The sequence below is a fragment of the Corynebacterium sp. ES2715-CONJ3 genome, assembly GCF_024814365.1.
In the GTDB taxonomy this organism is placed as follows: Bacteria; Actinomycetota; Actinomycetes; order Mycobacteriales; family Mycobacteriaceae; genus Corynebacterium.
In genome coordinates this window covers 247,541-272,097 of the sequence record NZ_JANUXS010000002.1, presented here as the reverse complement: position 1 = coordinate 272,097, position 24,557 = coordinate 247,541, and the positions used below count along the sequence as shown (strand labels likewise).

The 24,557-nt window shown below is 53.6% G+C and carries 20 protein-coding genes; 4 read left to right on the top strand and 16 right to left on the bottom strand.

Going from position 1 to position 24,557, the window contains the following annotated elements; all coding sequences use genetic code 11:
* Window positions 1–71: 71 nt before the first annotated feature.
* From trpS to NXT00_RS03460, 3 genes are all read right to left on the bottom strand, one after another.
* Window positions 72–1,100 carry a tryptophan--tRNA ligase gene (trpS, locus tag NXT00_RS03470; protein WP_259077218.1) on the bottom strand — a complete coding sequence of 343 codons (1,029 nt, stop codon included), beginning with the start codon at window positions 1,098–1,100 and terminating at the stop codon, window positions 72–74.
* Window positions 1,101–1,181: 81 nt separating this feature from the next.
* Window positions 1,182–1,370, bottom strand: coding sequence for a hypothetical protein (locus NXT00_RS03465; protein ID WP_259077219.1), 189 nt, complete (start codon window positions 1,368–1,370; stop codon window positions 1,182–1,184).
* Window positions 1,371–1,486: 116 nt separating this feature from the next.
* On the bottom strand, window positions 1,487–2,734 hold the full coding sequence (locus NXT00_RS03460) for an MFS transporter (RefSeq protein WP_259077221.1): 1,248 nt from the start codon (window positions 2,732–2,734) through the stop codon (window positions 1,487–1,489).
* 323 nt (window positions 2,735–3,057) lie between these two features.
* Between NXT00_RS03460 and NXT00_RS03455 the strand changes: the two genes are divergently transcribed.
* Window positions 3,058–5,277: an NADP-dependent isocitrate dehydrogenase gene (locus NXT00_RS03455; RefSeq protein WP_259158072.1), complete on the top strand. Its 2,220-nt coding sequence runs from the start codon at window positions 3,058–3,060 to the stop codon at window positions 5,275–5,277.
* 60 nt (window positions 5,278–5,337) lie between these two features.
* On the opposite strand, the gene NXT00_RS03450 is transcribed toward NXT00_RS03455, so the two are convergent.
* The 7 genes from NXT00_RS03450 to NXT00_RS03420 all read right to left on the bottom strand — a co-directional run bounded on the left by NXT00_RS03450 (window position 5,338) and on the right by NXT00_RS03420 (window position 13,483).
* Window positions 5,338–6,201, bottom strand: a complete 864-nt coding sequence (locus tag NXT00_RS03450) for an HtaA domain-containing protein (RefSeq protein ID WP_259077226.1) — start codon at window positions 6,199–6,201, stop codon at window positions 5,338–5,340.
* Between the two features lie 34 nt (window positions 6,202–6,235).
* Window positions 6,236–7,195: an HtaA domain-containing protein gene (locus NXT00_RS03445; protein ID WP_259158071.1), complete on the bottom strand. Its 960-nt coding sequence runs from the start codon at window positions 7,193–7,195 to the stop codon at window positions 6,236–6,238.
* A gap of 161 nt (window positions 7,196–7,356) precedes the next feature.
* The gene (locus NXT00_RS03440; RefSeq protein WP_259077228.1) at window positions 7,357–8,538 is read right to left on the bottom strand and encodes an HtaA domain-containing protein; all 1,182 of its coding nucleotides are present in this window, start codon (window positions 8,536–8,538) and stop codon (window positions 7,357–7,359) included.
* A 42-nt stretch (window positions 8,539–8,580) separates the two neighbouring features.
* Window positions 8,581–9,384, bottom strand: coding sequence for a heme ABC transporter ATP-binding protein (locus NXT00_RS03435; RefSeq protein WP_259077229.1), 804 nt, complete (start codon window positions 9,382–9,384; stop codon window positions 8,581–8,583).
* Window positions 9,381–10,454, bottom strand: coding sequence for an iron ABC transporter permease (locus tag NXT00_RS03430; RefSeq protein WP_259077230.1), 1,074 nt, complete (start codon window positions 10,452–10,454; stop codon window positions 9,381–9,383). The genes NXT00_RS03435 and NXT00_RS03430 overlap by 4 nt, the downstream gene beginning before the upstream one ends.
* On the bottom strand, window positions 10,438–11,451 hold the full coding sequence (locus tag NXT00_RS03425) for a hemin ABC transporter substrate-binding protein (RefSeq protein WP_259158177.1): 1,014 nt from the start codon (window positions 11,449–11,451) through the stop codon (window positions 10,438–10,440). The genes NXT00_RS03430 and NXT00_RS03425 overlap by 17 nt, the downstream gene beginning before the upstream one ends.
* A 109-nt stretch (window positions 11,452–11,560) precedes the next feature.
* Window positions 11,561–13,483: an HtaA domain-containing protein gene (locus NXT00_RS03420; protein WP_259158174.1), complete on the bottom strand. Its 1,923-nt coding sequence runs from the start codon at window positions 13,481–13,483 to the stop codon at window positions 11,561–11,563.
* Window positions 13,484–13,656: 173 nt separating this feature from the next.
* On the opposite strand from NXT00_RS03420, the gene NXT00_RS03415 reads away from it, so the two are divergent.
* Window positions 13,657–14,232 carry a hemin receptor gene (locus tag NXT00_RS03415; RefSeq protein WP_259158069.1) on the top strand — a complete coding sequence of 192 codons (576 nt, stop codon included), beginning with the start codon at window positions 13,657–13,659 and terminating at the stop codon, window positions 14,230–14,232.
* A gap of 212 nt (window positions 14,233–14,444) precedes the next feature.
* Here the strand turns inward: NXT00_RS03415 and NXT00_RS03410 are convergent, their stop codons facing one another.
* From NXT00_RS03410 to NXT00_RS03400, 3 genes are all read right to left on the bottom strand, one after another.
* Window positions 14,445–14,807, bottom strand: a complete 363-nt coding sequence (locus NXT00_RS03410; protein ID WP_259077233.1) for a DUF3017 domain-containing protein — start codon at window positions 14,805–14,807, stop codon at window positions 14,445–14,447.
* Between the two features lie 303 nt (window positions 14,808–15,110).
* Complete coding sequence (locus NXT00_RS03405; protein WP_259077234.1) at window positions 15,111–15,968, bottom strand: bifunctional methylenetetrahydrofolate dehydrogenase/methenyltetrahydrofolate cyclohydrolase; 858 nt, start codon at window positions 15,966–15,968, stop codon at window positions 15,111–15,113.
* 48 nt (window positions 15,969–16,016) lie between these two features.
* Window positions 16,017–17,654 (bottom strand): cation:proton antiporter family protein, encoded by a 1,638-nt coding sequence (locus tag NXT00_RS03400; RefSeq protein WP_259077235.1) that lies wholly within the window; start codon window positions 17,652–17,654, stop codon window positions 16,017–16,019.
* A gap of 32 nt (window positions 17,655–17,686) precedes the next feature.
* On the opposite strand from NXT00_RS03400, the gene NXT00_RS03395 reads away from it, so the two are divergent.
* Window positions 17,687–18,163 carry a tRNA (cytidine(34)-2'-O)-methyltransferase gene (locus NXT00_RS03395; protein ID WP_259077236.1) on the top strand — a complete coding sequence of 159 codons (477 nt, stop codon included), beginning with the start codon at window positions 17,687–17,689 and terminating at the stop codon, window positions 18,161–18,163.
* Between the two features lie 72 nt (window positions 18,164–18,235).
* Here the strand turns inward: NXT00_RS03395 and NXT00_RS03390 are convergent, their stop codons facing one another.
* The 3 genes from NXT00_RS03390 to NXT00_RS03380 form a co-directional block, all read right to left on the bottom strand.
* Window positions 18,236–19,663, bottom strand: a complete 1,428-nt coding sequence (locus NXT00_RS03390) for a PH domain-containing protein (RefSeq protein ID WP_259158067.1) — start codon at window positions 19,661–19,663, stop codon at window positions 18,236–18,238.
* Window positions 19,660–20,124: a PH domain-containing protein gene (locus tag NXT00_RS03385; RefSeq protein ID WP_259077238.1), complete on the bottom strand. Its 465-nt coding sequence runs from the start codon at window positions 20,122–20,124 to the stop codon at window positions 19,660–19,662. The genes NXT00_RS03390 and NXT00_RS03385 overlap by 4 nt, the downstream gene beginning before the upstream one ends.
* A gap of 66 nt (window positions 20,125–20,190) precedes the next feature.
* Window positions 20,191–23,346: an error-prone DNA polymerase gene (locus tag NXT00_RS03380; RefSeq protein WP_259158065.1), complete on the bottom strand. Its 3,156-nt coding sequence runs from the start codon at window positions 23,344–23,346 to the stop codon at window positions 20,191–20,193.
* Window positions 23,347–23,657: 311 nt separating this feature from the next.
* Here NXT00_RS03380 and NXT00_RS03375 point away from each other — a divergent pair, with 311 nt between their 5' ends.
* A complete protein-coding gene (locus NXT00_RS03375) occupies window positions 23,658–24,545 on the top strand; it encodes a MetQ/NlpA family ABC transporter substrate-binding protein (RefSeq protein ID WP_259077240.1) in 888 nt (295 codons plus the stop codon).
* Window positions 24,546–24,557: the final 12 nt, after the last annotated feature.

Sequence of the window (24,557 nt, the reverse complement as noted above, 5' to 3'; positions counted from 1 at the left end):
AATTATGTGCTCGTGATTGGTCTGTACAGCCCTCTGCGCCTGCGCGCAGTAGGGAGGGTTGGAGCGCTAGTCTACCGCATCCTGGGCAAAAAGCCCACCTTATCGTAGACATCTGCCAAAGTTTGGCTCGCGATTTCGCGGGCCTTCAAAGCACCGTCGGCTAAGATCTTCTCTACCTCCGCTTGGTCATTCATATACATAGCAAATTTCTCCCGCAATGGCCTCACAAATGCCTCCAACGCGGCTGCGGTCTCTACCTTAAGTACCCCATAGCCTTGACCAGCATATCTATCGACAAGGCTTGCCACACTCTCCCCCGTGAGGGCTGACTGGATAACGAGGAGGTTGGAGACCCCGGGTTTGTTTTCTTTATCGAAGCGAATCTCCCCATCGGTGTCTGTGACTGCACTACGGATACGCTTGGCAGACATCGCTGGATCGTCGAGAAGAGATATGAGACCTTTAATATTGGCAGCAGATTTGCTCATCTTCGAGGTGGGATCCTGGAGATCATAAATCTTAGCGGACCCTTGGGGAATCATGCCTTCTGGTACAGGGAAGGTGGGCGCATAGCGAGAGTTGAATCGCTCCGCGAGAGTGCGGGTGAGCTCTAAGTGTTGGCGTTGATCTTCACCCACAGGGACGAGCTGGGGTCGATAGAGTAAAATATCAGCCGCCATGAGCATGGGATAGGTATAGAGCCCAGCTGACGTTCGATCTGCCCCGCGCTTGGCAGATTTATCCTTGAACTGGGTCATGCGGCCGGCTTCCCCAAAACCGGTCATACAGGTGAGCACCCACGCCAATTGCGCATGCTCAGGTACGTGCGATTGTACAAAGAGGGTTGATTTGTGCGGATCAATGCCTAAAGCGAGCAGCTGTGCGGCTCCCGCAACCGTGCGGCGGCGTAACTCATCGGGATTTTGATCGACGGTTATCGCGTGGAGATCAGGGATGAAATAGAATGCCTCGTAGTCATCTTGGAGGCCGATCCACTGCTTGAGAGCTCCGAGATAATTGCCCAAGTGGTAGGAATCAGCGGTAGGTTGAATTCCCGAGAGGACGCGTTTCATTGGAGATGCGATGCTATTTTCCGTCATAAACCCATAAGTTTAGCCCACCTGCTTACTGGTACACCACCGCAGGGAAAAGTGGGCGACCTCGCCTCAACTTCCTAGACCTTATTGCTTACGTGGCTCTTTGATGATAGCTAAGACGATTCCGCTCACCACACCAGCACCGCCGATGCCTAAGCCAATAGATCCCACCATTCCTGCAATATCATGCCCTCCGACGAGAAAATACGAAGCGATCAGCAAGACGACGCCGAGTATAAGAATGACTATGCCGATTGTTTTAGTCGACTGCATGAGAAATATAGCTCCTTTAATCGAAGATGCCCTTGGGTGAAAAAAAGATATACCTACTATCAATTTACCCGAGAAGAGACAAAATAGTGAGCGCACAGTCGGTTGATCGAAGCCACCTAGTCGCCTTGGCGACGTCGCAGCGTAGCTGCCAGAGCCCACACCACGATCGCGAGTGCTCCCAAACCTGCGCCCACGAGCGCGGGCGAGGCATATCCATAACCTGCTGCAATAACCGCACCGCCCATCGAGGCGCCGGCCGCATTCGCAATATTGAGTGCGGAATGGTTTAAAGCACCGGCTAAGGTTTTGGCTTTACCCGCCACATCCATGAGTCGGATCTGCAAACATGGTATGAGCGCAGAAGCGGAAGCGCCGATCACAGCGAAGTTGATAATAGCTGGGATCATCCATGCACTTAAGGCGAAGAAGGACAGCAAGGAGAGCACGATCGCTACAAGGGTGACAAAAATTCCACCCTCTACACTCCAATCGCTCAGCCTTCCACCAGCCCAGTTGCCCACGATCATTCCGACCCCGTAAATGCTTAAGACCAGCCAGATCATGGTTTCGGGAACCCCGGCGCGTTGAGTCATCGTCCAGGATATATAGGTATAAACCGCAAACATACCGCCGAAACCAACAGCACCGATCATAAGTGATAGCCACACCTGCCCGCGCTTGAGGCTGCTCAGTTCTGCTAGCGGTGAAGTAGGCAGCATCTTATTCATATGGGGCATCAGCAGCCACAAGGCCACAACCGTGATGAGCGAGATGACGGTAACGAATACATATGCGTTATACCAGCCATAGGCCACGCCGATTGCTTGCGCGAGTGGGACACCGATAAGGCTTGAGAGTGGGAAGCCCATACCAACAAAGGCAAGCGCTCGTCCGCGGTGTCGCGGGTCCGCCATAGACGTAGTCACCAGGGCGGCGACTGAGAAGAAGGCGCCGTGCGGTAAGGCCGCAATAAAACGCGCTATAACTAAGACCTCAAAACTGGGCGATACGACGGTCATAGCGTTGCCTAAGGTGAAGGCTGCCATGAGAATGAGCACCAGTCGACGTCGCGGCATCATGCCGGTAAAGGCGGTGATAAGGGGAGCTCCCAGCACCACACCAAGGGCATAAGAAGAGATGATGAGGCTGGCTGTTCCTTCGGTCAGGTTGAAGGCCTCAGCTATATTGCGGAGCAGCCCCATAGTGACAAATTCATTTACACCGATGGCAAACCCAGCAAGGCCGAGCGCGATCCATACAATAAGGCGCTGGCGTGTAGAGATCTCGTCTTGGCGGGGAATCACTCGGCGCAGCGGCTTATGTGGCACGGTTCTTCTTTTCTCTTGAGCTGATTGGGTGGTCACGTGAACTTAAGCTACCTGCTTCCTTTCCAGCCCGCACCTTTGCCGGCTCGAAGGTGGTCAAAATAAAAGACGACCGCCCGCTGTGTCCTTCATTACTTTTCTGCACCTAATTTTTATATCCAGGCTCATCGGACTATAGCCGCAATGCCCAAAGTTCCCGATAAGAGATCTTTACTGGTTCTACCCCCGAGAGTCCACGACAAACCTACAGCTAGATATATAAAGAAGGTGAGTTAATCCACATAGATAACAAAATAGGTATTCTTGAGGAGAAAACCCTGAGTAGTTTACTAGCTCACATATCGACAAATCTAAGGAGACTGATGTCAACGATTTTCTGGACCCGCACCGATGAGGCTCCACTTCTTGCCACTTATTCACTCGAGCCTGTGGTACGAGCTTTTACCAAGACAGCGGGCATCGACGTCGTCAGCAGCGATATCTCACTCGCGGGCCGCATCCTTGCCCAATTCCCAGATTATCTCGCTCCCGATCAGCGAGTGGATGATGCACTGGCAACTCTCGGACACCTCGCCACCACTCCTGAAGCCACCATAATTAAACTCCCCAATATCTCTGCCTCTCTCCCCCAGCTCAAAGCCGCTATCAAGGAACTGCAGTCCCAGGGTTTCGAACTCCCCGACTACCCCGATCATCCGGACAGTGATACCGATCGGGATATCCGCACCCGCTACGATGCGGTCAAGGGTTCGGCAGTCAACCCAGTACTACGCGAGGGCAATTCCGATCGCCGTGCGCCGCAAGCTGTTAAAAATTTCGTCAAGAAAAACCCGCACTATATGGGTACGTGGTCGGCTGATTCCAAGACCAATGTGGCCACCATGGAAGCTAATGATTTTCGCCATAATGAGAAATCCGTGGTCATCGAACAGGACGATACTTTAAAAATCCAGGTACGCACTAGCTCTGGGGACGTCGAGGTACTGCGCGAGGAACTTCCTGTTATCGCTGGTGAAGTCATCGATGCTACCTTTATGTCTGCACGGGCTCTCGATGAATTTCTTCTTGCTCAGGTAGCTCGAGCAAAAAAGGAGGGGGTCCTCTTCTCCATTCACCTTAAAGCCACCATGATGAAAGTCTCCGATCCGATTCTTTTTGGCCACGTCGTGCGGGCTTATTTCCACGACGTATTCGAACAATTCGGCGACGAACTTCTCGCCCATGGCCTGAATGGGGAAAATGGTCTAGCCGCTATTTACTCAGGCCTGGAGAACCTCGAGAATGGTCCCGAAATTAGGGCCGCATTCGACAAAGCTCTCGAATTGGGACCCGATGTAGCTATGGTCAATTCTCATAAGGGAATTACGAATTTGCATATTCCTTCCGATGTCATTGTCGATGCCTCGATGCCAGCCATGATCCGCAGTGCAGGTCATATGTGGAATAGTAATGATGAAGAACAAGACGCCCTCGCGATCATCCCTGATTCATCCTATGCGGGCGTTTACCAGTCGGTCATTGAAGATTGCAAGGCTCACGGCGCCTACGACCCCACCACCATGGGTACAGTTCCGAACGTGGGATTGATGGCCCAAAAGGCCGAAGAGTACGGCTCCCATGACAAGACCTTTAGGATGTCAACATCGGGAACTGTGGAGGTTATCTCATCGTCGGGAGAAGTTCTCATCTCCCATGAAGTGGAAGCAGGTGATATCTGGCGAGCCTGCCAGACCAAAGATGCAGCCATTCGCGACTGGGTTCAGCTAGCTGTGGAACGCGCCCGCATCTCCCACACTCCTGCTATATTCTGGCTCGACCCTGAGCGTGCCCATGACCGCGTGCTCACCGAACTCGTCAACACTTACCTATCCGAGCTCGATACCGATGGGCTCGATATCTCCATCGCCTCGCCCGTTGAGGCGGCCCGGATATCCGTCGAGCGTATACGCAGGGGCGAGGACACCATCTCGGTGACTGGCAACGTATTGCGCGATTATAATACGGATCTCTTCCCTATCTTGGAGTTGGGTACCTCAGCGAAGATGCTCTCCATCGTCCCCCTGATGGCAGGTGGTGGCCTCTTCGAAACAGGGGCCGGCGGTTCCGCCCCGAAGCACGTTCAGCAGCTTCAAGAGGAGAATCACTTACGCTGGGACTCTCTCGGGGAATTCCTCGCACTCGCCGAGGCGCTGCGCCATATTGCCCGCACCACCGAGTCCACACCAGCGGCAGTGCTTGCCGACGCCCTCGATAAGGCCACCGAACGCCTCTTAGAAGATGGAAAATCGCCTTCGAGGAAGGTTCACGAAATTGATAATCGCGGCTCCCACTTCTTCCTCACCCTTTATTGGGCTGAGGAATTAGCTGCCCAAGAATCTGATTCCGAGTTGCGCGAGATTTTCACCCCGGTAGCCCGCGAGCTCAAGGAGCACGCCGCAGAGATCGACGCTGCGCTCATCTCTCTCCAGGGTGATCCAGTAGATTTGGGGGGATACTACCAACCCGATGAGACTACCCTGCAGTCGGTCATGCGCCCGGTAGCAAAATTTAACACCATTATCGATCGTCTCAACCTCTCATAACCCATAAGATAATGACCGCACCGATAGTCGGTGCGGTCATTATTTTGGTCTATGTGGCGTCTAGAACGGCAGCATAATGCCGAAGCGGGGTGCGATTTCCTTCAGGAGGGCGATCAGTGCCCCAATAAAGGCAAGCGCACCAAAAATGGAGCCCACGATGATCTTCGTGCGATTTTCACTCGTGACGAGAGTTTCGCCGCCGTAGCTCTCTACCGGTTTATTCTCTCGATTGATCACGGTGAGATCGGGGCCGTCGAGAGCGACTCCAGGCTTATATGTATCAGAGAGGAAGGCCTGGGTGAAGCCTTCCAGCGTGGTGGCGGTGTCCTGGTTGATAAAGGAATAGCCACCTGCCTCTTTATCCACCAGTGGGGCAGCGAGAGTAAATTGAGCGAGGCGTACCTGTTGACCTGAAATCTGCTTCACCCCATCTTTAATTTCACTTCCTGGGGCAGAGGAGAGATCCCCCTTTGTAATATGATCAGCTAGTACCGTCACATTTACTCCCTCCACGAGCAGGGTGATATTGCTCAGCTCGACGTCGAGAGACCAGGTGCGGTCGGCTTGCTGGTGCCCGAAGAAATGCACGCCGCCGTCAAATTTCAGTTCGCCGTTGCCGTCTCGATCGATAGAGGAGCGAGCCGGGTCGAGAGGGAATGAAAATTCATTGGCCTTATCCCCCGACAGCCGGGTAGCGGGACCTGTGACCTCAATCTTTCCCTGGGCGATGATCCCCTCGATATAACGCACCAAACTGCTCCGGAAACCCCACACAAAGGTGCCTTTAACAAGTGGTTGCGAACCATCTTGTTGCTTGACCACGGCCTCGGTTGCCGTAACTGCGGGCGCCACCACCACAGGAGACAATGCCATCATGGTCGCGGTGGTAACACTTAGGAAGCGCTGGGAGGGTGAAAATGACATAGGGTGTCTATCCTTATAGTAGTAACGGGCGTTTTTAGGAGCGGATGAGGCCAGGAGCTAGCGCCTGCAGAGCTGCTGCGAGCAGTCCTACGACACCAACTATTGCCGCTATAACAATACCCACGATGGCGCCGACGCTAAGGGAGGATTCAGGGGTACTCGGATCGCTAGGGTTCGCGTCAAGCTTATCACCTGGCGCTGCGGGTAAGTTATCTTCATAGCCTAGAGAAGCGGTGCTCACTGTGTCGAGACATTGGGGCTGAACCTTAAGCTCAAGGGTGGCGTCGTCGAGCGGAGCCAGCTCATCGTACTGCCCAAGGAAAGCCGTATCGATTCCGCTTACCATGCCAGCCATAGTGCCAGGCTGCGGACGATAGTGCATCCCGGTGACCTTCATCGTTACAGTATTATTCTCTTCCATCACCCACGTGGACGCAGCACCGGCACCGAATTCTTGAGTCCCCACTTGGCGATTGCTACTGGTGAGATCGGACTTTTCGTACTCCATCATCTCTTTTCCAGGGACATAATAGGAGATATAGCTAGAGCCGGCTGCTGCTTGCCCTCCTTCCACTTTGATATAGGGCGAACGAAGGGTGGTGGCCAACTTGCCCTCGTGAGCAGTGAAGTTAATCTGGGACTTCTTCGTACCTACGACAGCCTCAGAGATCTTCAGCGAGCCATTCTCATCCAGGGTGCCCACTAACCGAGTGGTGGCTGGATCCACATCGAAAAAGAATTGGTACTCGCTGGACGTACGGCGAGCCGCATTGTCACCGACCGCACCCTCGAGGGACCACCGCCCCTGTGCTGGGCCTTGAATATAACTGCGCCAGGTTTGCTTAATGCCCCACTTCAGCGTGCCTTTACTGACAACAAAGCCAGGCTGGGTACACGTAGGCGACACCATTTCGGCACTGTGCGCATTTACGGGATTGAGTAGTGATGCGACCAAGGATGTGGCTGCAACGAGGGCGATGCGGGTACGTGCCATAAGAACGTGAATCTCCTTTTAGTGCTAGGCGCAATGGGCGCGCCACAATTTCTACAGTTACTCTATATAGGCAACCCTAAATTCTCAATACCTCCCACGAGTAGTCCCACTATAGGACCTCATCATTTTGCTGAGCATATTAAGGGCTAATCGCCCGTCTGCTACCCCTGATGTTCCAAGAGGAAAGGTCGGGCAATATCCACGAGCATCTTCCCCACCACCATAATGCTCGCCATAGCCGCGATCACCGCCAACATGGTCGACCACACCTGCCTGATGGACCCAAAGTCAGGGTCGGAACTCCCCTGTTGCTTGTTGTCAGCATTACTTGATTGGGAGGAATCTGCGGAAGGTTTTGGAGCATCGGAAGGACCCTGGGTGTCATCATTACTCGGATCCTCTGGCGCGATCTGCCCGACAGGCGACGTAGGGTTGAGCGTTTTAAGCGCCTCCACCATAGCGGGGCTTAATCGGGTGGGTTTGTTGCGACTATGTGCATACTCGGACGGAAGGCTTTCCTTGCTTAGGTCGCGGCGTAGAGTTGCTGCGGCTGTGGCATCCAAGCAGCGGGGCTGAACATCAAGGCTGACAGTAATATCGTCGAGTTCTGGCCTGTAGTCTTGGTTATAGGTACCGAGGAAGACAATATCGACTCCCTCTATGAATTGCTGCTGCTGCCCGTTGATCTCTCGAATTTGGGTGCCTGGCTGAGGTTTAATTCTCAGATTCTCGGCGCTAAGCGTTATTGTCATGGTGTCATCTGCACCAGGTTGAGAATTGTGGTGATAACTGAAGTCTCGGGAGGTCCCGAAGGTATCTTTACCTTCTACCCGATTAGCGGCAGTGCGATCCTCAGGCTGGTATCGCGTCATTGATTTACCAGGAACATAGAAACCTTCATAGCTTGTTCCCGCCCGAACTTCGCCGTCGACAATGCGGATATAGGGCGAGAGGAATGTTGACGCTAGTGCTCCTTTATGGCCGGTGAAGCTTATTCCACCCGGTGCCGTTTCAATATCGGCAGAGTGAATGCTGCCATCAGGATTGAGAGCTAGGCGGCTCGTGGAGGGATCGATGGGCATGCGGAACTGGAAATCCGCCGCCGATTTTAATGACCCGTTATCGGTCACATTGTCTGTGGTGCCCCAGTCGCCTTTAGCGATAGTGCCGGTAATATAGCTACGCCACGAGGTTTTGATTCCCCACGCTAATGTGCCGCCGGTAATAGACCAGCCTGGGTTCGCACAACTAATTACAGTCTCGGTGGGGGCGGAATTCGCGATTGCAAGATTGTGGCTACACAGTGCTGCGGTTATGGCGGTAGCGGTCACAATGGTCTTCATAATGGGCCCTCTCGGTCAGATCCGAAGGTAGACGGGGATATCCTACTGCAGGAGGCTAATAAATTCAGTGGCAGATGGGGTATGGCAGCGGCGCTTGGGATGCACACTGATCACACCGTTATTGTGCGTGACCTCAATGGGCCACCCGTAGATCGTGCTGAGGGTCTCAGCGGTATAGACGTCGTCCACCGACCCCATAGCCGCGATTGTACCGTTGGCTAGGCAAATAATCTTATCGCAGTAACTAGCGGCTGCGTTGAGGTCATGCAGCACCACCACCACTGCGACACCCGCCGCTCGAGCAATCGCTTGTACCAAACCTAGGACTTGTTCCTGATGCTTAATATCGAGTGCTGCAGTAGGTTCATCTAGCATGATGACAGGAGTTTGCTGCGCCAGCACCCGAGCGAGGGCAACGCGAGCACGTTCTCCTCCCGAAAGAGTAGCAATATCGCGTCCGGCGAGGTGGGATGTGTCAGTCGCACTCAATGCGGCATCAATAATGGCTTGATCGCGCGCCTCATATTCGCTTCCCTCCCACGGCCTGCGTCCCATGGCCACCACATCTCGCACTAAGAATTCGAAAGAGACGCTCACATCTTGGAGCATAACCGCGCGCCGTTGTGCAAGTTCCTTGCTGCTTGCCGACGCTGGGTCGACACCGGCGATATCCACCGTGCCTGTGCGCCGTTCAAGATCACCACAGAGAACAGCAAGCAGGGTCGACTTCCCCGCCCCATTAGGGCCAATAAGACCGGTGACATGGCCAGGTTCAGCGGTGAAGGATATATCGTTTAGAAGGGTGCGGCCGCCAAGATCGAGACTGATATGAGACGCTGAAATCAATGGAGTCCCTTTCTCATCATGCGGCGGAGCAGAATGAAGAATGTAGGGCCGCCGACAAAGGCAGTGAAAATACCGATGGGGAGATCAGCAAAAGCAATCATGGTGCGCGCTGAAACATCGGCAAAGCCGATCAGCGCTGCTCCAGCTGCAGCAGAGGTGGGGATTAAAATTTTATTCTCGGGACCTAAAATGGTGCGCAACACATGCGGAATAATGAGGCCAACAAACCCAATAAGACCTGCAAAAGCCACGGCTCCGGCGGTGAGGACAGTTGAGGCCCCGATCGCGATAATGCGCAGTGTCGCAACATTCACGCCCGTATGCCCCGCGGCGCGCTCGCCGAGCGCCAAGACATCCAGGGTGCGTCCCAAACGCAGAGCCATCACCAGGCCGAGCAAGACTATGGGCGCGACCACGATTACGTGTTTCCACTGGGAGCCATTAAGTGAACCCATTTGCCAGAAAATGATCTGCTCTCGGTTGGCGGTTGGCGCAAGATAAACCATGAAGGAAATGATGGCTCCGCAGACCGCATTGATCGCGATCCCTGTCAATATCAGGTTCACGACCTGAACTTTCCCCTGGGATCGAGCAAGTTGATAGATGACCACTGTCACGATAACAGCAGAGATAAAGGCCGCGAGCGGAACTGTGAAGGTGCCCAGGAGGTTGATATCAAAGACGATGACGAGTCCCGCGCCCACACCGGCACCCGCAGTCACCCCAATAATGGAGGGTTCGGCTAGTGGATTGGCAAAAACGGCCTGCATGAGAGTTCCCGCGACCCCTAAGGCCGCACCAACGAGAAGCCCTAGCACGATACGTGGGAGCCTAATCTCCCATATCACGTTTCCAGCAAGATTATCTTGACCAGGTCCCGCTGCCATCAGCGGTAGTACATCCTTCAACGGAATATAGAATTGGCCCAGGATAAGGGACAGTAAGGATGCGAGAATCACCAAGGCCAGCAGAATCACAGTGGTATATTGTCGCCTCGTGCGCCTGCGGGCAAAGACTTCGTGGCCGCTCTCAGCAATAAGTGGTGCAGCCTTATTATTGCTCGGGGGCATAGATCGCCTTTGCCAATCGCAGGAGAGTTTGTCCAGTTAGGGGGCCAAAGGCCAACGATTGTCCATCGGGAAGCGTGACAATACGGCGCTTTTTACCGGCGATCGTTTGTGCCACGCCAGGACGTTGCAGGAGTCCGTCAATGCCACCCGTGGACTCGAGACCACCGCTCATCATCACTATTACTTCGGGGTTAATTTTGGCTAAAGCTTCAGCGTTTGCAGGCTCCGCGTAGGACAGGTTGTACTCAGTACCAAGATCAATTCCCCCTACCCCCTCGATGAGGTCCTTGGCACCCGTGCCCTCACCCATAATGAAGAAAACACCACCGTTGCCGCGAGCATAGAGGAAGACCATTCGCATAGGCTCAGCAGGGATGAGCTCATCAATAGCGGCTTTATCTTTAGCAATTTCCGCCTCGGTGCGCCGCGCTAATTCTTCAGCTTCTTTATTAAGGCCAACGGTGGCACCGAGGGTCATAATATCTTCGGTGACAGATTCGATGGTGCGCGAGGGTTCCATCACCACCGTTGTAATCCCGGCGGCTCTAATTTGATCGATAGCATCGCGAGGCCCAATCGAATGATCCACGATGACGAGAGTGGGCTCCAGAGAAAGCACTGCCTCCACGTTAATAGTGTGGCCACCTTGAGTGACCACGGGGAGATCAGCTAAGGACTCTTCGCTAGAGGAAATGGTGCGCCCAATAATATTGTCGCCCAAACCCAATCCTCGCAAGGTCTTGGTATAAGTTCCATAGAGATCAAGTGCCACAATTCGGGAGGTATCGGTGACTTCGACATCGTAGCCATCGGCATCGGTTAATTCCACAGGAAGGTGTGGTTGCGCGGAGTCTGTGACGGGAACGATCTCATCGAAATCAGTAACCGCACTCACTCCCTCGAAACTTCGCGGATCGCTCAAGCTATGTGCCTCAGGAAGCTCCTGACGTAGAGCTGCGTTCGTGTCATAGGCACCTTGTACACCGCACCCAACCAATAGAACTGCTGCAAGGGGCCCGGCAAGGAGTGTGGAAAGACGATGCGATCGTGGGCGAGAATACTGGTCTGAAAAAATCACGTTATCTCCGTTGGTTGACTAAAAAATTTTAGGAGGCGGGGTGACTGATAACTAAGCGGGAGAGGGTGCCCCCTGCAATCACAAATGCCGAAAGCGCCATGAGTGCATACGCAGCAGGAGTAACATCCATGGGTATTCCCGTGACGTCTTGGGTGGAATTCTTGATTTTAAATCGCGACTTGCCCTCGGTGTAACCCTGCGAGTTCAATGCGGCATCTTCCTCACCAAATATCACCTCACCGAGCTGCGTACCATCTAATGGTGTTGAGGAATCAGCACTACCTGAATCGCCAGCTATTGCAGCACTCGCACGTCCCCCTTGACCCGTCGCGCAATTAGCGCCCGGCTTTAGAGTAGCGGAGAAAGTCAAGGGATCGAGATCAATACCTGGTTCGTAGAAGCCCGCGAAAGCGCGCGCTCCAGCCGCAGTCAAAGTGACACGAGCTGCGCCGTTAGCTGAACTATCACTAAGATCAAGCGAATCGAACTGTAGGTTAGCCACGACGACGCGCCCATAATTGCTGACCGTGCCCGAGGTATCAGAAGAGGTCACTGCCGCAACGAGTTGCCCGGTTGAGCCCGTAAATTGTATCTCTGGGTTGGTCAGTTGGAGATTGAGCACCCCTTGGTGGCCTGTGAATTTCACTCCCCCATTAAAAGCAATCGTACCGGTGCGCGCCTGTGGGTCAATAGCACCTGAACGACCGCTGAAGATGAACTGTCCATCCGTATAACGCACACCCGCGAGTGACCATGAGCCCTTGGCAATTGAGCCTGTGATATAGGATTGAAAGGATTTTTTAATCCCCCATCGAGCATCCGCCTGCGCGATTCCGCGAGCATCCGCTGCCTGACAAACCGCGGTATTGTACGTCATGCGCGTGGGATTTGGTGCGCTAGGATCTGACACCCCGCCTGGTGTCACGGTTGTGCCTGATGCTGTACCAGTGCGTTGATTGGTACTCGATTGGGCGGCCTGCTGATTGGGGTTGGCCGGCTGGGTGCGGTTACTATCCTCAAGGCCTGCAAATTTATGCACCGTATCTGTAAAGCGCATGGAATTACACATCAATGTGTGAATGGCCCCCATGGTGTCGTTAAACTCCGAGACCATGCCCATGACTTCACCCGCAGTACCTGAAAAATTACCGTCGATACGCCTAAGTCCGCTGGCGCAGAAATCGCCGCCGCCGGTAGTACCATTTGCTGCAAAGTCGCCTGTACTGGAGTTTTGGCAGGATCCATCCAGTTTAACTGTTCCCGAGGTCGAATCTAAGAGCGATCCCTGTTGATAGGCGTTGAGGAAGAGGGCATCTCCACCAGCGGCGAGCGTCACAGTGCCACCTAGATCAACGATCCCGGATTCGGTATTGACGGCATTATTGAGGGAAATAATAGCGATGGTGACATCATCGCCGCTGATTGGGGCGCCACGCGTAGTTTTCTCCACCTGCGTCATATCGGCTTCGTAAGATTTGTAGTCAGCAATAATTTCGGCCGTAATACCCGAGGCTTTGACTTTGATATCGCTGATCTCCATATCGAGTAAGTACTGAGAGCCGTCAGCTGCTTTATGTCCTTGAAATTTCAGCACCCCTTGCATAGGAATAATCGCCTCACTGGGGCTCTCGATCGTGGCCTTACCAGGAGTAAATACGAAGGCGCTATCAGCCCCGGTCGGGGAGCCAGTAAAGCCAATCCCCGAGCTTTGCTGCCAGCCCCCCTGAGCAATGGGGCCAACAATATATTCCCGAAAACTCTTTTTCACACCCCAGTTCATAGCACAGGTGGTTTGAGCTGCAGCTTCTGGCACCATAGCAGTTGGTGCGCTGAGGAAAAGTAGTCCCAAGAGAGCTGGGATGACGACGAGGCTTTTTGCCGTGCTCCGCACAAGGCCCTTGAAGGGACCATAATATCTGGGAGCAGTACTCACCGGATAACGAGTTGGCATCACTATCGATCTCGTTTCTCCCCACCAGGGATCGAAAAGTATGGGCATAATATGGGCAAAGATTTAGGTTGACATGAGCAAGCTAGCCTCTAGTTAAGCACATATTAAAAATGTGAATATTAGGCTACACTTAGCCCAGTGATTTGACCATTCCCGCTATCGAAGGATTGCTTTTGACTAATCGGCTCCCCTCCACGAGCGACTCCTTTCAATTTCTCTACCCCGACGTGGACCCCCAACAGCCTCTTCCCCTGAGCCTCTTTGAACGCTTCGCCTGCGCTGGTGCACTCGCCCTCTTCAGTTTCGGTTTTATCGTGGGCGATGCAATCGTGCTCGGCGTTGCGTTCTTAGCCACGCTTTTCGCGACCATTGCCCCCGCCCAACGTACGTCACGACGCATCCGCAAGGAGGCCCGCGATCGTTTTCCGCAGTTGGACTGGGCCGAAAAAAATAGTTTTATTCCCCGCAGGCTCGGATTTGTCCTTGGCATCTTCTGGGTAGTTATCGCGGGCTTAAACGCCGCCATTTATTTCCTTATCGGTGACGATCACCGCCTTGTCGGTGCAGGACTGGGTGCTGGTCTCACCTTCCTGCTGATCTGGGTGCTGCCGGGTTTCAGCCCGAGATGGACACAGTCAAAAGATAAGCCTGAACAGCATCCCACCACTGACGCCTCTCAATCGGTTGCCTCCGATGACACGATCACTATGCCCAAAGTAGGAAGTAAAAAGATATCGGCTTCAGATTAGTTCTACCACTTGAAAGATTACATGAATCCGTAGCCTCACTAGCGACATTCCCTGATCGTGGAGGGTCGGGAAAGATGGAGTATCTACAAAAATTTCCCCAATTAAAGAACCCTTATCACCGTTCACCACCCCCAATTTCACCCCCAAGTTCCCAATAGGGGGCGCACCCCCATGGAGAGACACTAGGCACGCGGCTTAATTCTTAACTACCTCTAACTACCGAGTGCGTCCACGGACGCGGACAAAAACAGCATGGCAAAGCCCAAACATCCAGTGAATACTGCATCCTTTCCGCGCGAGCGCACCGAGAGGATACCCATCACTCGAGAATCGCAGACTAATCGCAATAAGCTCAGCCACATCATGGCAGCTCCAAGAGCAAATGTGGCGCGGCGCCAGTGTTCGGTATAGGAAAGAAAACCAGACAGGAAAACCAACACCACAAAGAGAGCGATACCAATGCGCTGTAGAAGTGGAGGGACAGAGGACTTTTTCAGATTGGCATCATGGGGGTTGATGAGTAGACGATCGAGATCTTTGATCTCCGCTAGTGTGACGGGGTGTGTCGGTTTCATGGAAAAGACCTCTGATTTCTGCACCACGGCGCGTATGGCGTTATCTGCTGACACGAGCGTGCGCGCCCTCTCTCCCGTGCTGCGCAACTAACCCCAATGTATTCAAAAAGCCTAGTGATCTCAAAACCTCCAAAACCTGATATGCCTGTGTAAGAGCGCTCAGCTGTGCCTCAGAGCTGCGAGTTCGGTCGCTTCTCGACGAGGCGCTCAGGCGCTCAGGCGCTCAGGCGCCTAAGAGTAGAGCGTAGAAATCACAAAGCAGTCCGAGGGGTCAACGAATTTAAGCGATCGCCTCGTGTAGCCTTAGTTCCCCAAGAGGTGGGATTCGGCTCGTTCGACTACATTGCGCACTAAAAAGGCCCGCGTCAAAGGGCCCACGCCACCTGGATTAGGAGATACATAGCCGGCAACCTTAAGAACCCCTGGGTGGACGTCACCAACGAGGCGACCATCGACTCGAGACACTCCCACATCGAGAACGGCGGCACCGGGTGCGACCATATCGGGGGTTAACATATGCCCCACTCCAGCGGCAGCAACAATAATATCTGCGCGTAGAGTTTCCGCTTTGAGATCCACAGTCCCGGTATGACATAAGGTGACGGTGGCATTGTCTGATCGTCTGGTGAGCATCAGCCCCATGGGACGACCCACTGTTACTCCACGGCCAATGATAACGACGTGCTTTCCTTGGGTAGCTACCCCAAAGCGGCTGAGCAGGTGGAGCGCCCCGTTGGGCGTACACGGCAGCGGTGCCGGTTCGTTGAGAACTAGTTTCCCTAAGTTAATGGGATGTAGACCATCGGCGTCTTTGGCTGGGTCGATAGCCTCAAGGATGGCGTTTTCGTCGATATGTTTCGGCAGCGGTAATTGCACGATATATCCCGTACATTCGGGATCGTGGTTGAGTTCCTCGATAACTGCGAGTAAGTCTTCGTGGGAGGCATTCGCGGGCAGATCTCGGCGAATAGAGCGCACTCCTACCTCGGCGCAATCGCGGTGCTTCATTTTCACATAGGAGTGTGAGGCGGGATCATCGCCTACGAGGACGGTCCCTAAACCTGGAGTAATTCCCCGCTCCCTGAGCGCGGCCACGCGAGTTTTAAGATCGGCGAAAATTTCATCGCGGTATAGGTTACCGTCAAGTTTGAGAGCAGTCATGGGGGTAATTATTCCATGATTAGGCAGCCTTGTGGGGTGTTCGCTGTTCTAGTTTCCGGCCGCATCAAGCGGGTTGGTCTGAAATTCGGAATCCAGTTCCACCTCAGAACCGTGAAGGGCTCTGAAGGCGACGTCGGCAAGCTCCGTGCCAGCACCCGAGTAGAGGTTAACGCCCGCATCAATGCCCATCTCACGTAACTGTTGAGCACGGTAGCCATATTTCGCGATCGCCGCAGTCTTGATGGTCGAACTTTGCGCGCGCACGTGGGCTAGGGCTTCGATATTGGCACCATGATCGGGCATCGCTAGCACCAGCAGTTGTGGTTCATGGGAACTAGCGCACATGCGAGCCCATAATTCAGGGTCGGTGGCATCGCCATGGAAGACAATATACCCGTGCCGACGCAGCGCATTCACGCGTGACTCGTCGTGTTCGATCCCGGCCACGGTTAACCCATACGCCTCTGTGAGTCGCTTATAGGCACCTGCACCTACGCGTCCCATCCCTAAGATCATGGCGTCAACTCCGCCGACATCAAGGGGACGTTCGCCAGCAGCCAGCTTGGAGGGGTCTCGCTGCGGCAATATATCGACCAAGCGGTCGAATAGCACGTCCATCTTCAATTTCGCTAGGGCATTAAGGACGAAGGAGCCAGCGACTGCCACGGCCATGATCTGCACCCACGCCCCGTTGAGAAAACCTCGTTCCACGGCGAGAGCGGCAACGATCAGACCAAACTCCGAATAGTTCGCAAGCGCGCCAGCCGTCAGCAACGCAGTGCGACTCGACATTCCCACTTTGTACAGGATTATCATGAATAATCCTGCCTTGAGAGGGAGCAGTGCTAGGAGGAGACCGGCTAATAATAAACCCTCGATGGAAGGGAAACCACCCAGGCCGATAGCGATAAAGAATCCCACCAGCAGGAGTTCGCGTACGCTGGTTAAGGCGGTGAAAAGGCGCCCGGCAATGGGGTGACCGGAGATGACTAAGCCCATGACTAGGGCGCCGAAGCTTCCCGATAATCCGGCGAGTTCGAACAGAGCATAGGCACCAATAGCGGTAGTAACACCTGCGAGAACCAGTAATTCGATCCGGTAAACGCGATCAGGCAACCTACCTACCAGAGGTCTAATGACAGGTAGAGCGACGAGCACGATGGCCCACGGTTGTGGCACTTGTCCGCTCGCTAAAACGAGAAAGGCTACGGCGAAAATATCTTGGAGCACTAAAACGCCGACGGATATTTGCCCAACTCGCGAACGCGCCCGCCCCGTTTCTTCGATGATGGCCATGACAAAGACTGTTGACGAGAATGAAGAGGCCAAGCCGATTATCAAGGCACTTGTCCACCCCGAGGCGAGGAAAACCAAGAAAGGTACTGAGGACAGAACGCCAAACAGAAGTGCAAATACGGCCGTATTAGCTATAACGTGGCCGAGGGCTGTGCCCACAATTCGGATTTTCGTGAGCATTCGAATATCTAAATGCAAACCAATTGTGAATAAGAGAACGGCTACCCCAACTTCCCCCAGTTCTTCAATTCCGGGGATGTGCTCGATTCCGAGAAAGCTCATGAAGAACCCTGCTGCAAGGAATCCAACCAGTGGCGGCAAGCGGAGAGCAGCAGCGCCTAGACCGCCGATGATGGCGATAATCGCGGGAAAGAGGATTTCGGCTGGCATATATTCTTCTCTTAGTCACTAGTATATTGCGTATGTCTCTGCTTCATATCGTCTTCGATCAGCCCTGCATTCCTCCCAATACCGGCAATGCCATCAGGCTCAGCGCGGCAACTGGCGCACACCTGCATGTAGCTGGTCCTCTTGGTTTTAATTTTGAAGATAAAAACCTGCGCAGGGCAGGTTTAGATTATCACGATTTAGCAGTGCTCAGCGTTCACGAGAACCTCGCTGATGTCTTTACCTCCCTCCCCCACGGACGCGTTTTCGCCTTCAGTTCTCATGGCACCACCAATTACGCAGATATCAGCTATCAGCGTGGCGATATTTTACTCTTTGGGCCGGAACCAACGGGGCTTAGCGAGGAGGCTCTCCACCACCCCCGCATAACCGACATCGTGCGCATTCCCATGCTCGCAGGTCGACGCTCCCTCAATCTTGCCAATGCCGCTGCCATTGCCACATTCGAAGCGTGGCGTCAGTTCGGATTTGAAGGCGCAGCCGAATCCTAAAGCTGAGATTCTAGAGCTGAGATTTCAGAGCAGGGCGCCGTTATCCTATCCGGCGCTTAGGCTGTGCCTCCCCTATCGGTTCGAAACTGAGAGATAGTGGTTGAGATCTAGTTCAGCCACCTCGGCGATGAGCCCGCGCGCGTCCTGCAGACCCAACTGGCGAGCTTTGATGGTCACGGGGCCAGGAATGATAGCCATGGTCACCGATTCGATCCCAGCGAGACGTTCGAATGGTCCGTGGCTTAGCTCTAGGTGCTGGATATGTCGGCGGTGAGCCATGGCGACACTGCGCCCGATCCGCCCGCGTGTGCTGATTATAAAATCCTCGTTGAGCAGAACATACTGCCTATTCCAGTCGATAGGGGAAACAAACCGAGCTCGTTGTGGGCTGCGATAAATCTCCCACGGCCTCGACGTCTGAGGCCGTATATTATCGAGGTCATCTGCTGACGATTGTTCTTTTAGATCGGGATTTATGGTAGTACCCATGAGAGCGGCAACAACTTTCATCGCTTTTTCTTTATTGCCAATGGGGAGAACAAGCATACCGCGTTCGGCATTGCCATAACCTGCCACAGACACGCGCACCAACCACCAGTCGAGAAGCCGCCAGGTCACTGGTTGCACCATATCAACCGCGTGAGTGCGTTCAGCGTGCAGAGTTTTTCGTTCCAAGTTCAGCAGCCCATAACTGATATTGAGGGTTTCACCATCGCGCTCAACTGTGAAGCGATACGAACGATCAATGATCTGAAAGGCGTTGACTACTAAGGGAAGAAGGAAAGAGAAAATAGCGATCGTAGGTAGTGGCTGAAAAATAAAGAGAGGAATTGTGATCAGCAGTGAGATCAGCGTCGATTTGGAGAGCGCGGCTGCCGTAAGTGACATCCATACAGGTATGGGTGGCACGATAATCTCTGGGGAAAGGGTAGCTGTGTCCTGTGGTGAATTATGGGGAGAAGGTTTATCCTCAGCTCGATCTAGCTTTTCACGAGTAGGCGCTGCGGTGTGTCGGCGGGTTTGCCCGAGCAGCTGGTCTTTGAGCGCAAGCGCGTCGGCGCGCTTGAGATAAGCGATGTCAACATGGCTATTAGTCCCGCCAGCTTGTTCTAATCGCACCGCTGCCAGCCCAAAAATGCGCGCATTGATCGGTTCGAATAATTCAATCGCTTGAATCTTATCGAAGCGAGCACTCCGAACCTTTTTGCGGATAATCCCCGACCGGTAGACCACTTCGGTCCCGTGAATTTCGTAGCTAATCGCTCTCCAGCCCACATAGAGCAGAGAGCCGACGATGGCAAGAAACACCATGAGTGCGACGAGTGGTAACAGAACTGCCCGCAGGTATGCCGTATCCCAATTATTGCGCACCATATCAACGAGTTCTCCGAGACTGGAGCCGCCGGCGGTGATAGCAAAGACAGTGGTGGCAACGATGACATCGCCACTTTTAGCCACTGGGGTCAAAGGGTGGAGGCGGTGCTTGTCTATATCGCTCATAGATCGATCATCTTTTCCTTGGCAAATGTGAGCAGGCGCTCGCGCAAGGCTTCGGCGGTCTCGGCTTCTAAGCCAGGAATATAGCTCGCATCATCGCCAGCTGTGACGATATGGATAGTTTTGAGTCCGTATATGCGCTCAAGGGGGCCTTGCAGTACATCAATATATTGCACCCGGCCAAAGGGAATAATGCGTATGCTGCGAAAGAGTCGCCCACTAGCAATGATGATTTCTTCTGAGGTTTCTTGCCATCCAAGAAAGTGCACTTGGCGAGGGATCCACCAGATAAACCAGCAGGTTATAGCCAGTAATGCGAGGGGAACAGCCAGCGCCCATACCCAGTGCTCAAAGAGAAAAAACCACACCAGAGAGGCAATCAGCGCGACGATAAGCCACGGCAGGCGCGAGATATAGCGTACTTTCACTAGATTCGGATGAACAGCATGCAACGATCTCTCCATACCCAATGAGGATACACTTTCTCTCCCTGTCCGCATGCCGCTGTACTGTGCGCGGTGCCCCGTTTCTTAGTGGAAGTCGCGTGAACCAGCGCTGAGTAATTCAGCAGGGGAAAATTCCTCTAGGAGATCAGCACTAATAGAGGCAACTCGGTTTGCGTTGCGCACGATACCGCGCACGATCAGCACGGTGGCAGTACGGGCGAGGACGTGTTGTCGCTTCCAGAGCCCAGGTGTGATCACCACATTGATCAGTCCTGTCTCATCTTCCATACCGATAAATGTGACCTCCCCAGCCGTCGCGGGCTTTTGGCGGTGCGTGACGGTTCCGGCCACTCGAATACGGGTACCGTCAGGGATATTCAATAGCTCAGCGGCGGGAATGATACCCACGCTGTCCAAATACTCTCGAAAGAGCACCATGGGCTGCTTATCATGGGTGAGCCCTGTGGTGGCGATATCAGCTACCGCTAACTCAAAAGCGTTCATTCCAGGTAGACTCGGCGCCTGCAGTACCGAGAGTCCTGGCAACATATCAGGTTTTTCGGTGGCCGCTATACCTGCCTGCCACAGAGCTTGCCTGCGTTCAGTTCCAAAAATATCAAGGGCTCCTGCTTGGGCGAGGGCTTCAATATCGCTGGTTTTCACATCCGCCCGGCGCGCCACATCAGCAATTGTGCTGTAAGGGGCATGAGCGACAATATCGGAGACCTTATGGAGCCCCTTGATGGAATTTAGTCCGATCCTTATCCCCCACCCGTCCTCGGTTTTTTCGACGGTAGGCTCCGCACGCGAGGAATTTATGCATACGGGGAGAACCCTGATGCCGTGCCGACGGGCGTCGGCAAGGAGGGATTGGGGAGAATAAAAGCCCATGGGTTGGGCCCGCATGAGTCCCACACAAAATTGGGCTGGGTAGTAGTACTTAAACCAAGCAGAGAAGTAAACCAGTGAGGCGAAAGATTGCGCGTGTGATTCTGGAAAGCCGTAGGCCGCGAAAGCTACGATCTTATTCCATAATTTATCCGCTGTTTTCCCCGTAATCCCGTTGGTTTCTCGTAGGCCCGAATAGAAGCGTTTTTTTAGTGGAGACATTTTCTCTGCTGATCGACGAGAACCCATAGCGCGACGTAAGGCGTCTGCCTCGGTCCCAGTAAAGCCGGCTGCATCCACGGCTATATGCATAAGCTGTTCTTGGAACAGGGGCACGCCTAAAGTTTTGGAGAGAGATTTTTCTAGCACAGGGTGGTCGAAACTGATCTCTTCGACCCCACTACGCCGCCGCAGATATGGGTGCACGCTCCCACCTTGAATAGGGCCTGGGCGTACCAGAGCAACTTCCACGACGAGGTCGAAGAAGCAGCGCGGTTTTAATCTGGGCAGGGTATTAAGCTGGGCCCTGGATTCTACTTGGAAGACTCCTATGGCATCGCCCCGGCTGAGCATCTCGTAGATATTGGGGTCACTTAGATCGAGTTCCCACAGGTTAATCTCATCGCCTGTACTCTCTTTGACCAGGTCAATCATGTGATGCAGAGCTTCAAGCATACCAAGACCTAGAAGGTCGAATTTGACCAGCCCGGCCGACGCGCAGGCTTCTTTATCCCATTGCACGACGCTGCGACCTTTTTTGCGGGCCCATTCTATGGGCACCACGCTAGATATGGGCCGATCACAGATCACCATACCCCCAGAGTGGATGCCTAGATGGCGGGGGTGTCCGCAGAGCTGGTTGGCAAGTGTAGAAACTACCTGTGGGGGTTCGGTTATTCCTTTTGACCAGCTGTCTGAAGCCCCTGGGGCATAGCCTAAGGCGCGAGCGGCGTCGCGGATGGCCCCTTTGTGGCGGTAGCTAATAATATTAGCTACTTGCGCAGCGTTTTCACGCCCATACCGCTCATAGCAGTATTGGATAACTTCCTCCCTACGTGTGGATTCGAAATCGACATCGATATCGGGGGGACCATCGCGGTCGGGAGATAAAAACCTCTCAAAGAGCAGACCTGCGGCTACAGGCTCCACATTGGTAATACCTAGGGCAAAGCACACAGCGGAATTTGCTGCCGAGCCGCGGCCTTGGCACAAGATATTTCGCGTGCGCGCGAAATCGACGAGGTCGCTGACGATCAGAAAATATCCGGGAAATCCTAGTTGTTTAATGACGGAGAGTTCATGGGCGATTTGGGCTTCAGCTTTGTGCCTAATCTCTTTATCTCTAGTGCGATAACGCTGGGGGAAGCGCTCGTGGACCAAGGCTTCTAACCAGCTAAATTCGTCGTGCCCTTCAGGTACCTCCCATTGGGGGAGATTGGGACTAATTAAGGTGAGCTGAAAGGCGCATTCGCGCGCGATGGTACAGGCGTGATCGATATAGCGTCGGTGGTGTGGAGCTAAAACACTTTCGATATGATCACGCGGACGCAGCCACATAGCGCCCATCGCGGCGAGTTGAGGTGCAGCGCTAGAGAGTGCCTGATTACGCTCCAGCGCTTGTTTCGCTTGGGCTACTGGGGCGGCTCCGCTATGAGCCGCACATGCCCGCGTGGTCACAATGGCCGCTAATTCGCCATGGTAGCGAGTATGAAGTGCGTCTAAAAGGGCATGCGCATCGCTATCGGTCGGGCTCATACTCACCACGTATTCGAGGAGGATATTCTCCGCCCCGAAGGCTTGGTAAAGGGTTTCTATCTCTTCGGCCCATTCTGCTGACGCAAGGATATAGCAGTGGCCAGATAGCTGCGTGGCGATGGCTTGAAGATCGGGGTAATGGCAGTGGTCTTTATCCCCCGCCATCTTGGCTTGGGAAATGAGCTCGGAGAGCAACTGGTATCCGCGGGGGTTTTTACAGATCACGGAGAGGATAGCGGTATCAAGTGTTAATTCGGCACCGAAAACGGTAGCTATTCCATGCGCAGCAGCTGCTTCAGCCATGGCCACTACCCCATAAAAACCATCTCTATCCTGCAAAGATATAGCTTCTACTCCCACTGCTACGGCGGCTTCGATCATCTCTTCTGGAGTGGATGCGCCGCGTAAAAAGTTAAAGCAGCTAGCCGCGTGGAGTTCTACATGAGATCGGGGTGAATAATATTGAACAGGTGTGCTATTTTTTTCCAAGCTTTCGGATTGTAGAGCCCGCAGTTCGCACGCTTCTTTTCCTGATAAATATCGCTCTAAACGTGACCAACTGAGCGGCTTTCCGTGAAAATTTCCTGCTGGGTCCACAAGAAATATATATCATATTTTAGAACATACGTACGAATTTAAGGCGATCCCAAAACTAGACTAAGCTGTACAACCAAATCTGACTAGGATACGCTTCACGCTAGGTTAAGGAGACAGCTTGGTTCAGATCGGCTCACACTCCCCCTTTTCCCCTAAGGAATCGGGTGGGATGCCACCATCTACACATACGCTGACCTGCTTGAAGGCCAGAAACGCGGATGGGCCTCGACTATAACAAGCTGGGTGCAGCAGGCCGTTGCCTTACCTATCCCTCATAAACAAATACTTATCAACCTGAAGGTGATGTCATCATGAATATTTCTCGCATTATCACAGTCTCCACTGCCGCACTCCTAGCCGCCGGCGGTCTGACCGCCTGCTCTAATGATACTGCCACCCCAGGCGGCGAAAATAGCAGCACCACCATCCGCATCGGCACGACCGATGGCACCAAGAAGGTATGGGCCGCTTTAGAAGAGGTAGCAAAGGAAAACGATATCACCCTAGATATTGTTAATTTCTCCGATTACTCAACCCCCAACTTGGCGCTCTCCCAAGATCGGCTAGATGTTAACCTCTTCCAGCACCTGAAATTCCTCGCCGAATATAATGTGGGCAATAATGCCGATCTGGTTCCAGTGGGAGCCACGGAGATTGTTCCCCTCGCGCTTTTCTGGAAGGATCATTCTAGCCTCGATGGCATCGAGGGAGAAACTGTTATCGTCCCCAACGATCCATCGAATTTAGGCCGCGCCATTAACGTCCTCGTTCAGGCTGATCTAGTGACCTTAAAGCCAGCAGCCCAGGGCAGCTTGACCCCCACCGAAGCCGATATCATCGAAAAAGAATCCAAGGTGAAGGTAACGTCTGTGGATGCCGCACAAACTACCGCCGCATACGGCGAAGGTAGGCCAGCAATCATTAATAATTCTTTCCTCGATCGGGCCGGAATTGATCCGAAGCTCGCTATATTCCAGGATGACCCAAATGCACCTGAGGCGGAGCCTTATATCAACGCTTTCGTGGTGCGCGAATCCAAGAAGAATGACCCCACCATTTTGAAACTAGCTCAACTCTGGCATGATCCTCAGGTCTTAGCTGCTAACGCCGAGGACTCTAAGGGCACGTCCGTTCCCGTAGAGAGCACCCCTGAAGCTCTTCAGGCGATACTCCAGCGCCTAGAAGACCAGACTAAATAGTCTCGAGCTCCA

Excerpts from the sequence above, each read along its gene's own strand:
- NXT00_RS03420 (WP_259158174.1), bottom strand. The coding sequence starts at position 13,483 with ATGCCAACTCGTTATCCGGTGAGTACTGCTCCCAGATATTATGGTCCC.
- NXT00_RS03390 (WP_259158067.1), bottom strand. The coding sequence starts at position 19,663 with ATGAGCGATATAGACAAGCACCGCCTCCACCCTTTGACCCCAGTGGCT.
- NXT00_RS03450 (WP_259077226.1), bottom strand. The coding sequence starts at position 6,201 with ATGTCATTTTCACCCTCCCAGCGCTTCCTAAGTGTTACCACCGCGACC.
- NXT00_RS03455 (WP_259158072.1), top strand. The coding sequence starts at position 3,058 with ATGTCAACGATTTTCTGGACCCGCACCGATGAGGCTCCACTTCTTGCC.
- NXT00_RS03465 (WP_259077219.1), bottom strand. The coding sequence starts at position 1,370 with ATGCAGTCGACTAAAACAATCGGCATAGTCATTCTTATACTCGGCGTC.
- NXT00_RS03440 (WP_259077228.1), bottom strand. The coding sequence starts at position 8,538 with ATGAAGACCATTGTGACCGCTACCGCCATAACCGCAGCACTGTGTAGC.
- NXT00_RS03445 (WP_259158071.1), bottom strand. The coding sequence starts at position 7,195 with ATGGCACGTACCCGCATCGCCCTCGTTGCAGCCACATCCTTGGTCGCA.
- NXT00_RS03375 (WP_259077240.1), top strand. The coding sequence starts at position 23,658 with ATGAATATTTCTCGCATTATCACAGTCTCCACTGCCGCACTCCTAGCC.
- NXT00_RS03410 (WP_259077233.1), bottom strand. The coding sequence starts at position 14,807 with ATGAAACCGACACACCCCGTCACACTAGCGGAGATCAAAGATCTCGAT.
- trpS (WP_259077218.1), bottom strand. The coding sequence starts at position 1,100 with ATGACGGAAAATAGCATCGCATCTCCAATGAAACGCGTCCTCTCGGGA.
- NXT00_RS03385 (WP_259077238.1), bottom strand. The coding sequence starts at position 20,124 with ATGGAGAGATCGTTGCATGCTGTTCATCCGAATCTAGTGAAAGTACGC.
- NXT00_RS03400 (WP_259077235.1), bottom strand. The coding sequence starts at position 17,654 with ATGCCAGCCGAAATCCTCTTTCCCGCGATTATCGCCATCATCGGCGGT.
- NXT00_RS03395 (WP_259077236.1), top strand. The coding sequence starts at position 17,687 with ATGTCTCTGCTTCATATCGTCTTCGATCAGCCCTGCATTCCTCCCAAT.
- NXT00_RS03405 (WP_259077234.1), bottom strand. The coding sequence starts at position 15,968 with ATGACTGCTCTCAAACTTGACGGTAACCTATACCGCGATGAAATTTTC.
- NXT00_RS03430 (WP_259077230.1), bottom strand. The coding sequence starts at position 10,454 with ATGCCCCCGAGCAATAATAAGGCTGCACCACTTATTGCTGAGAGCGGC.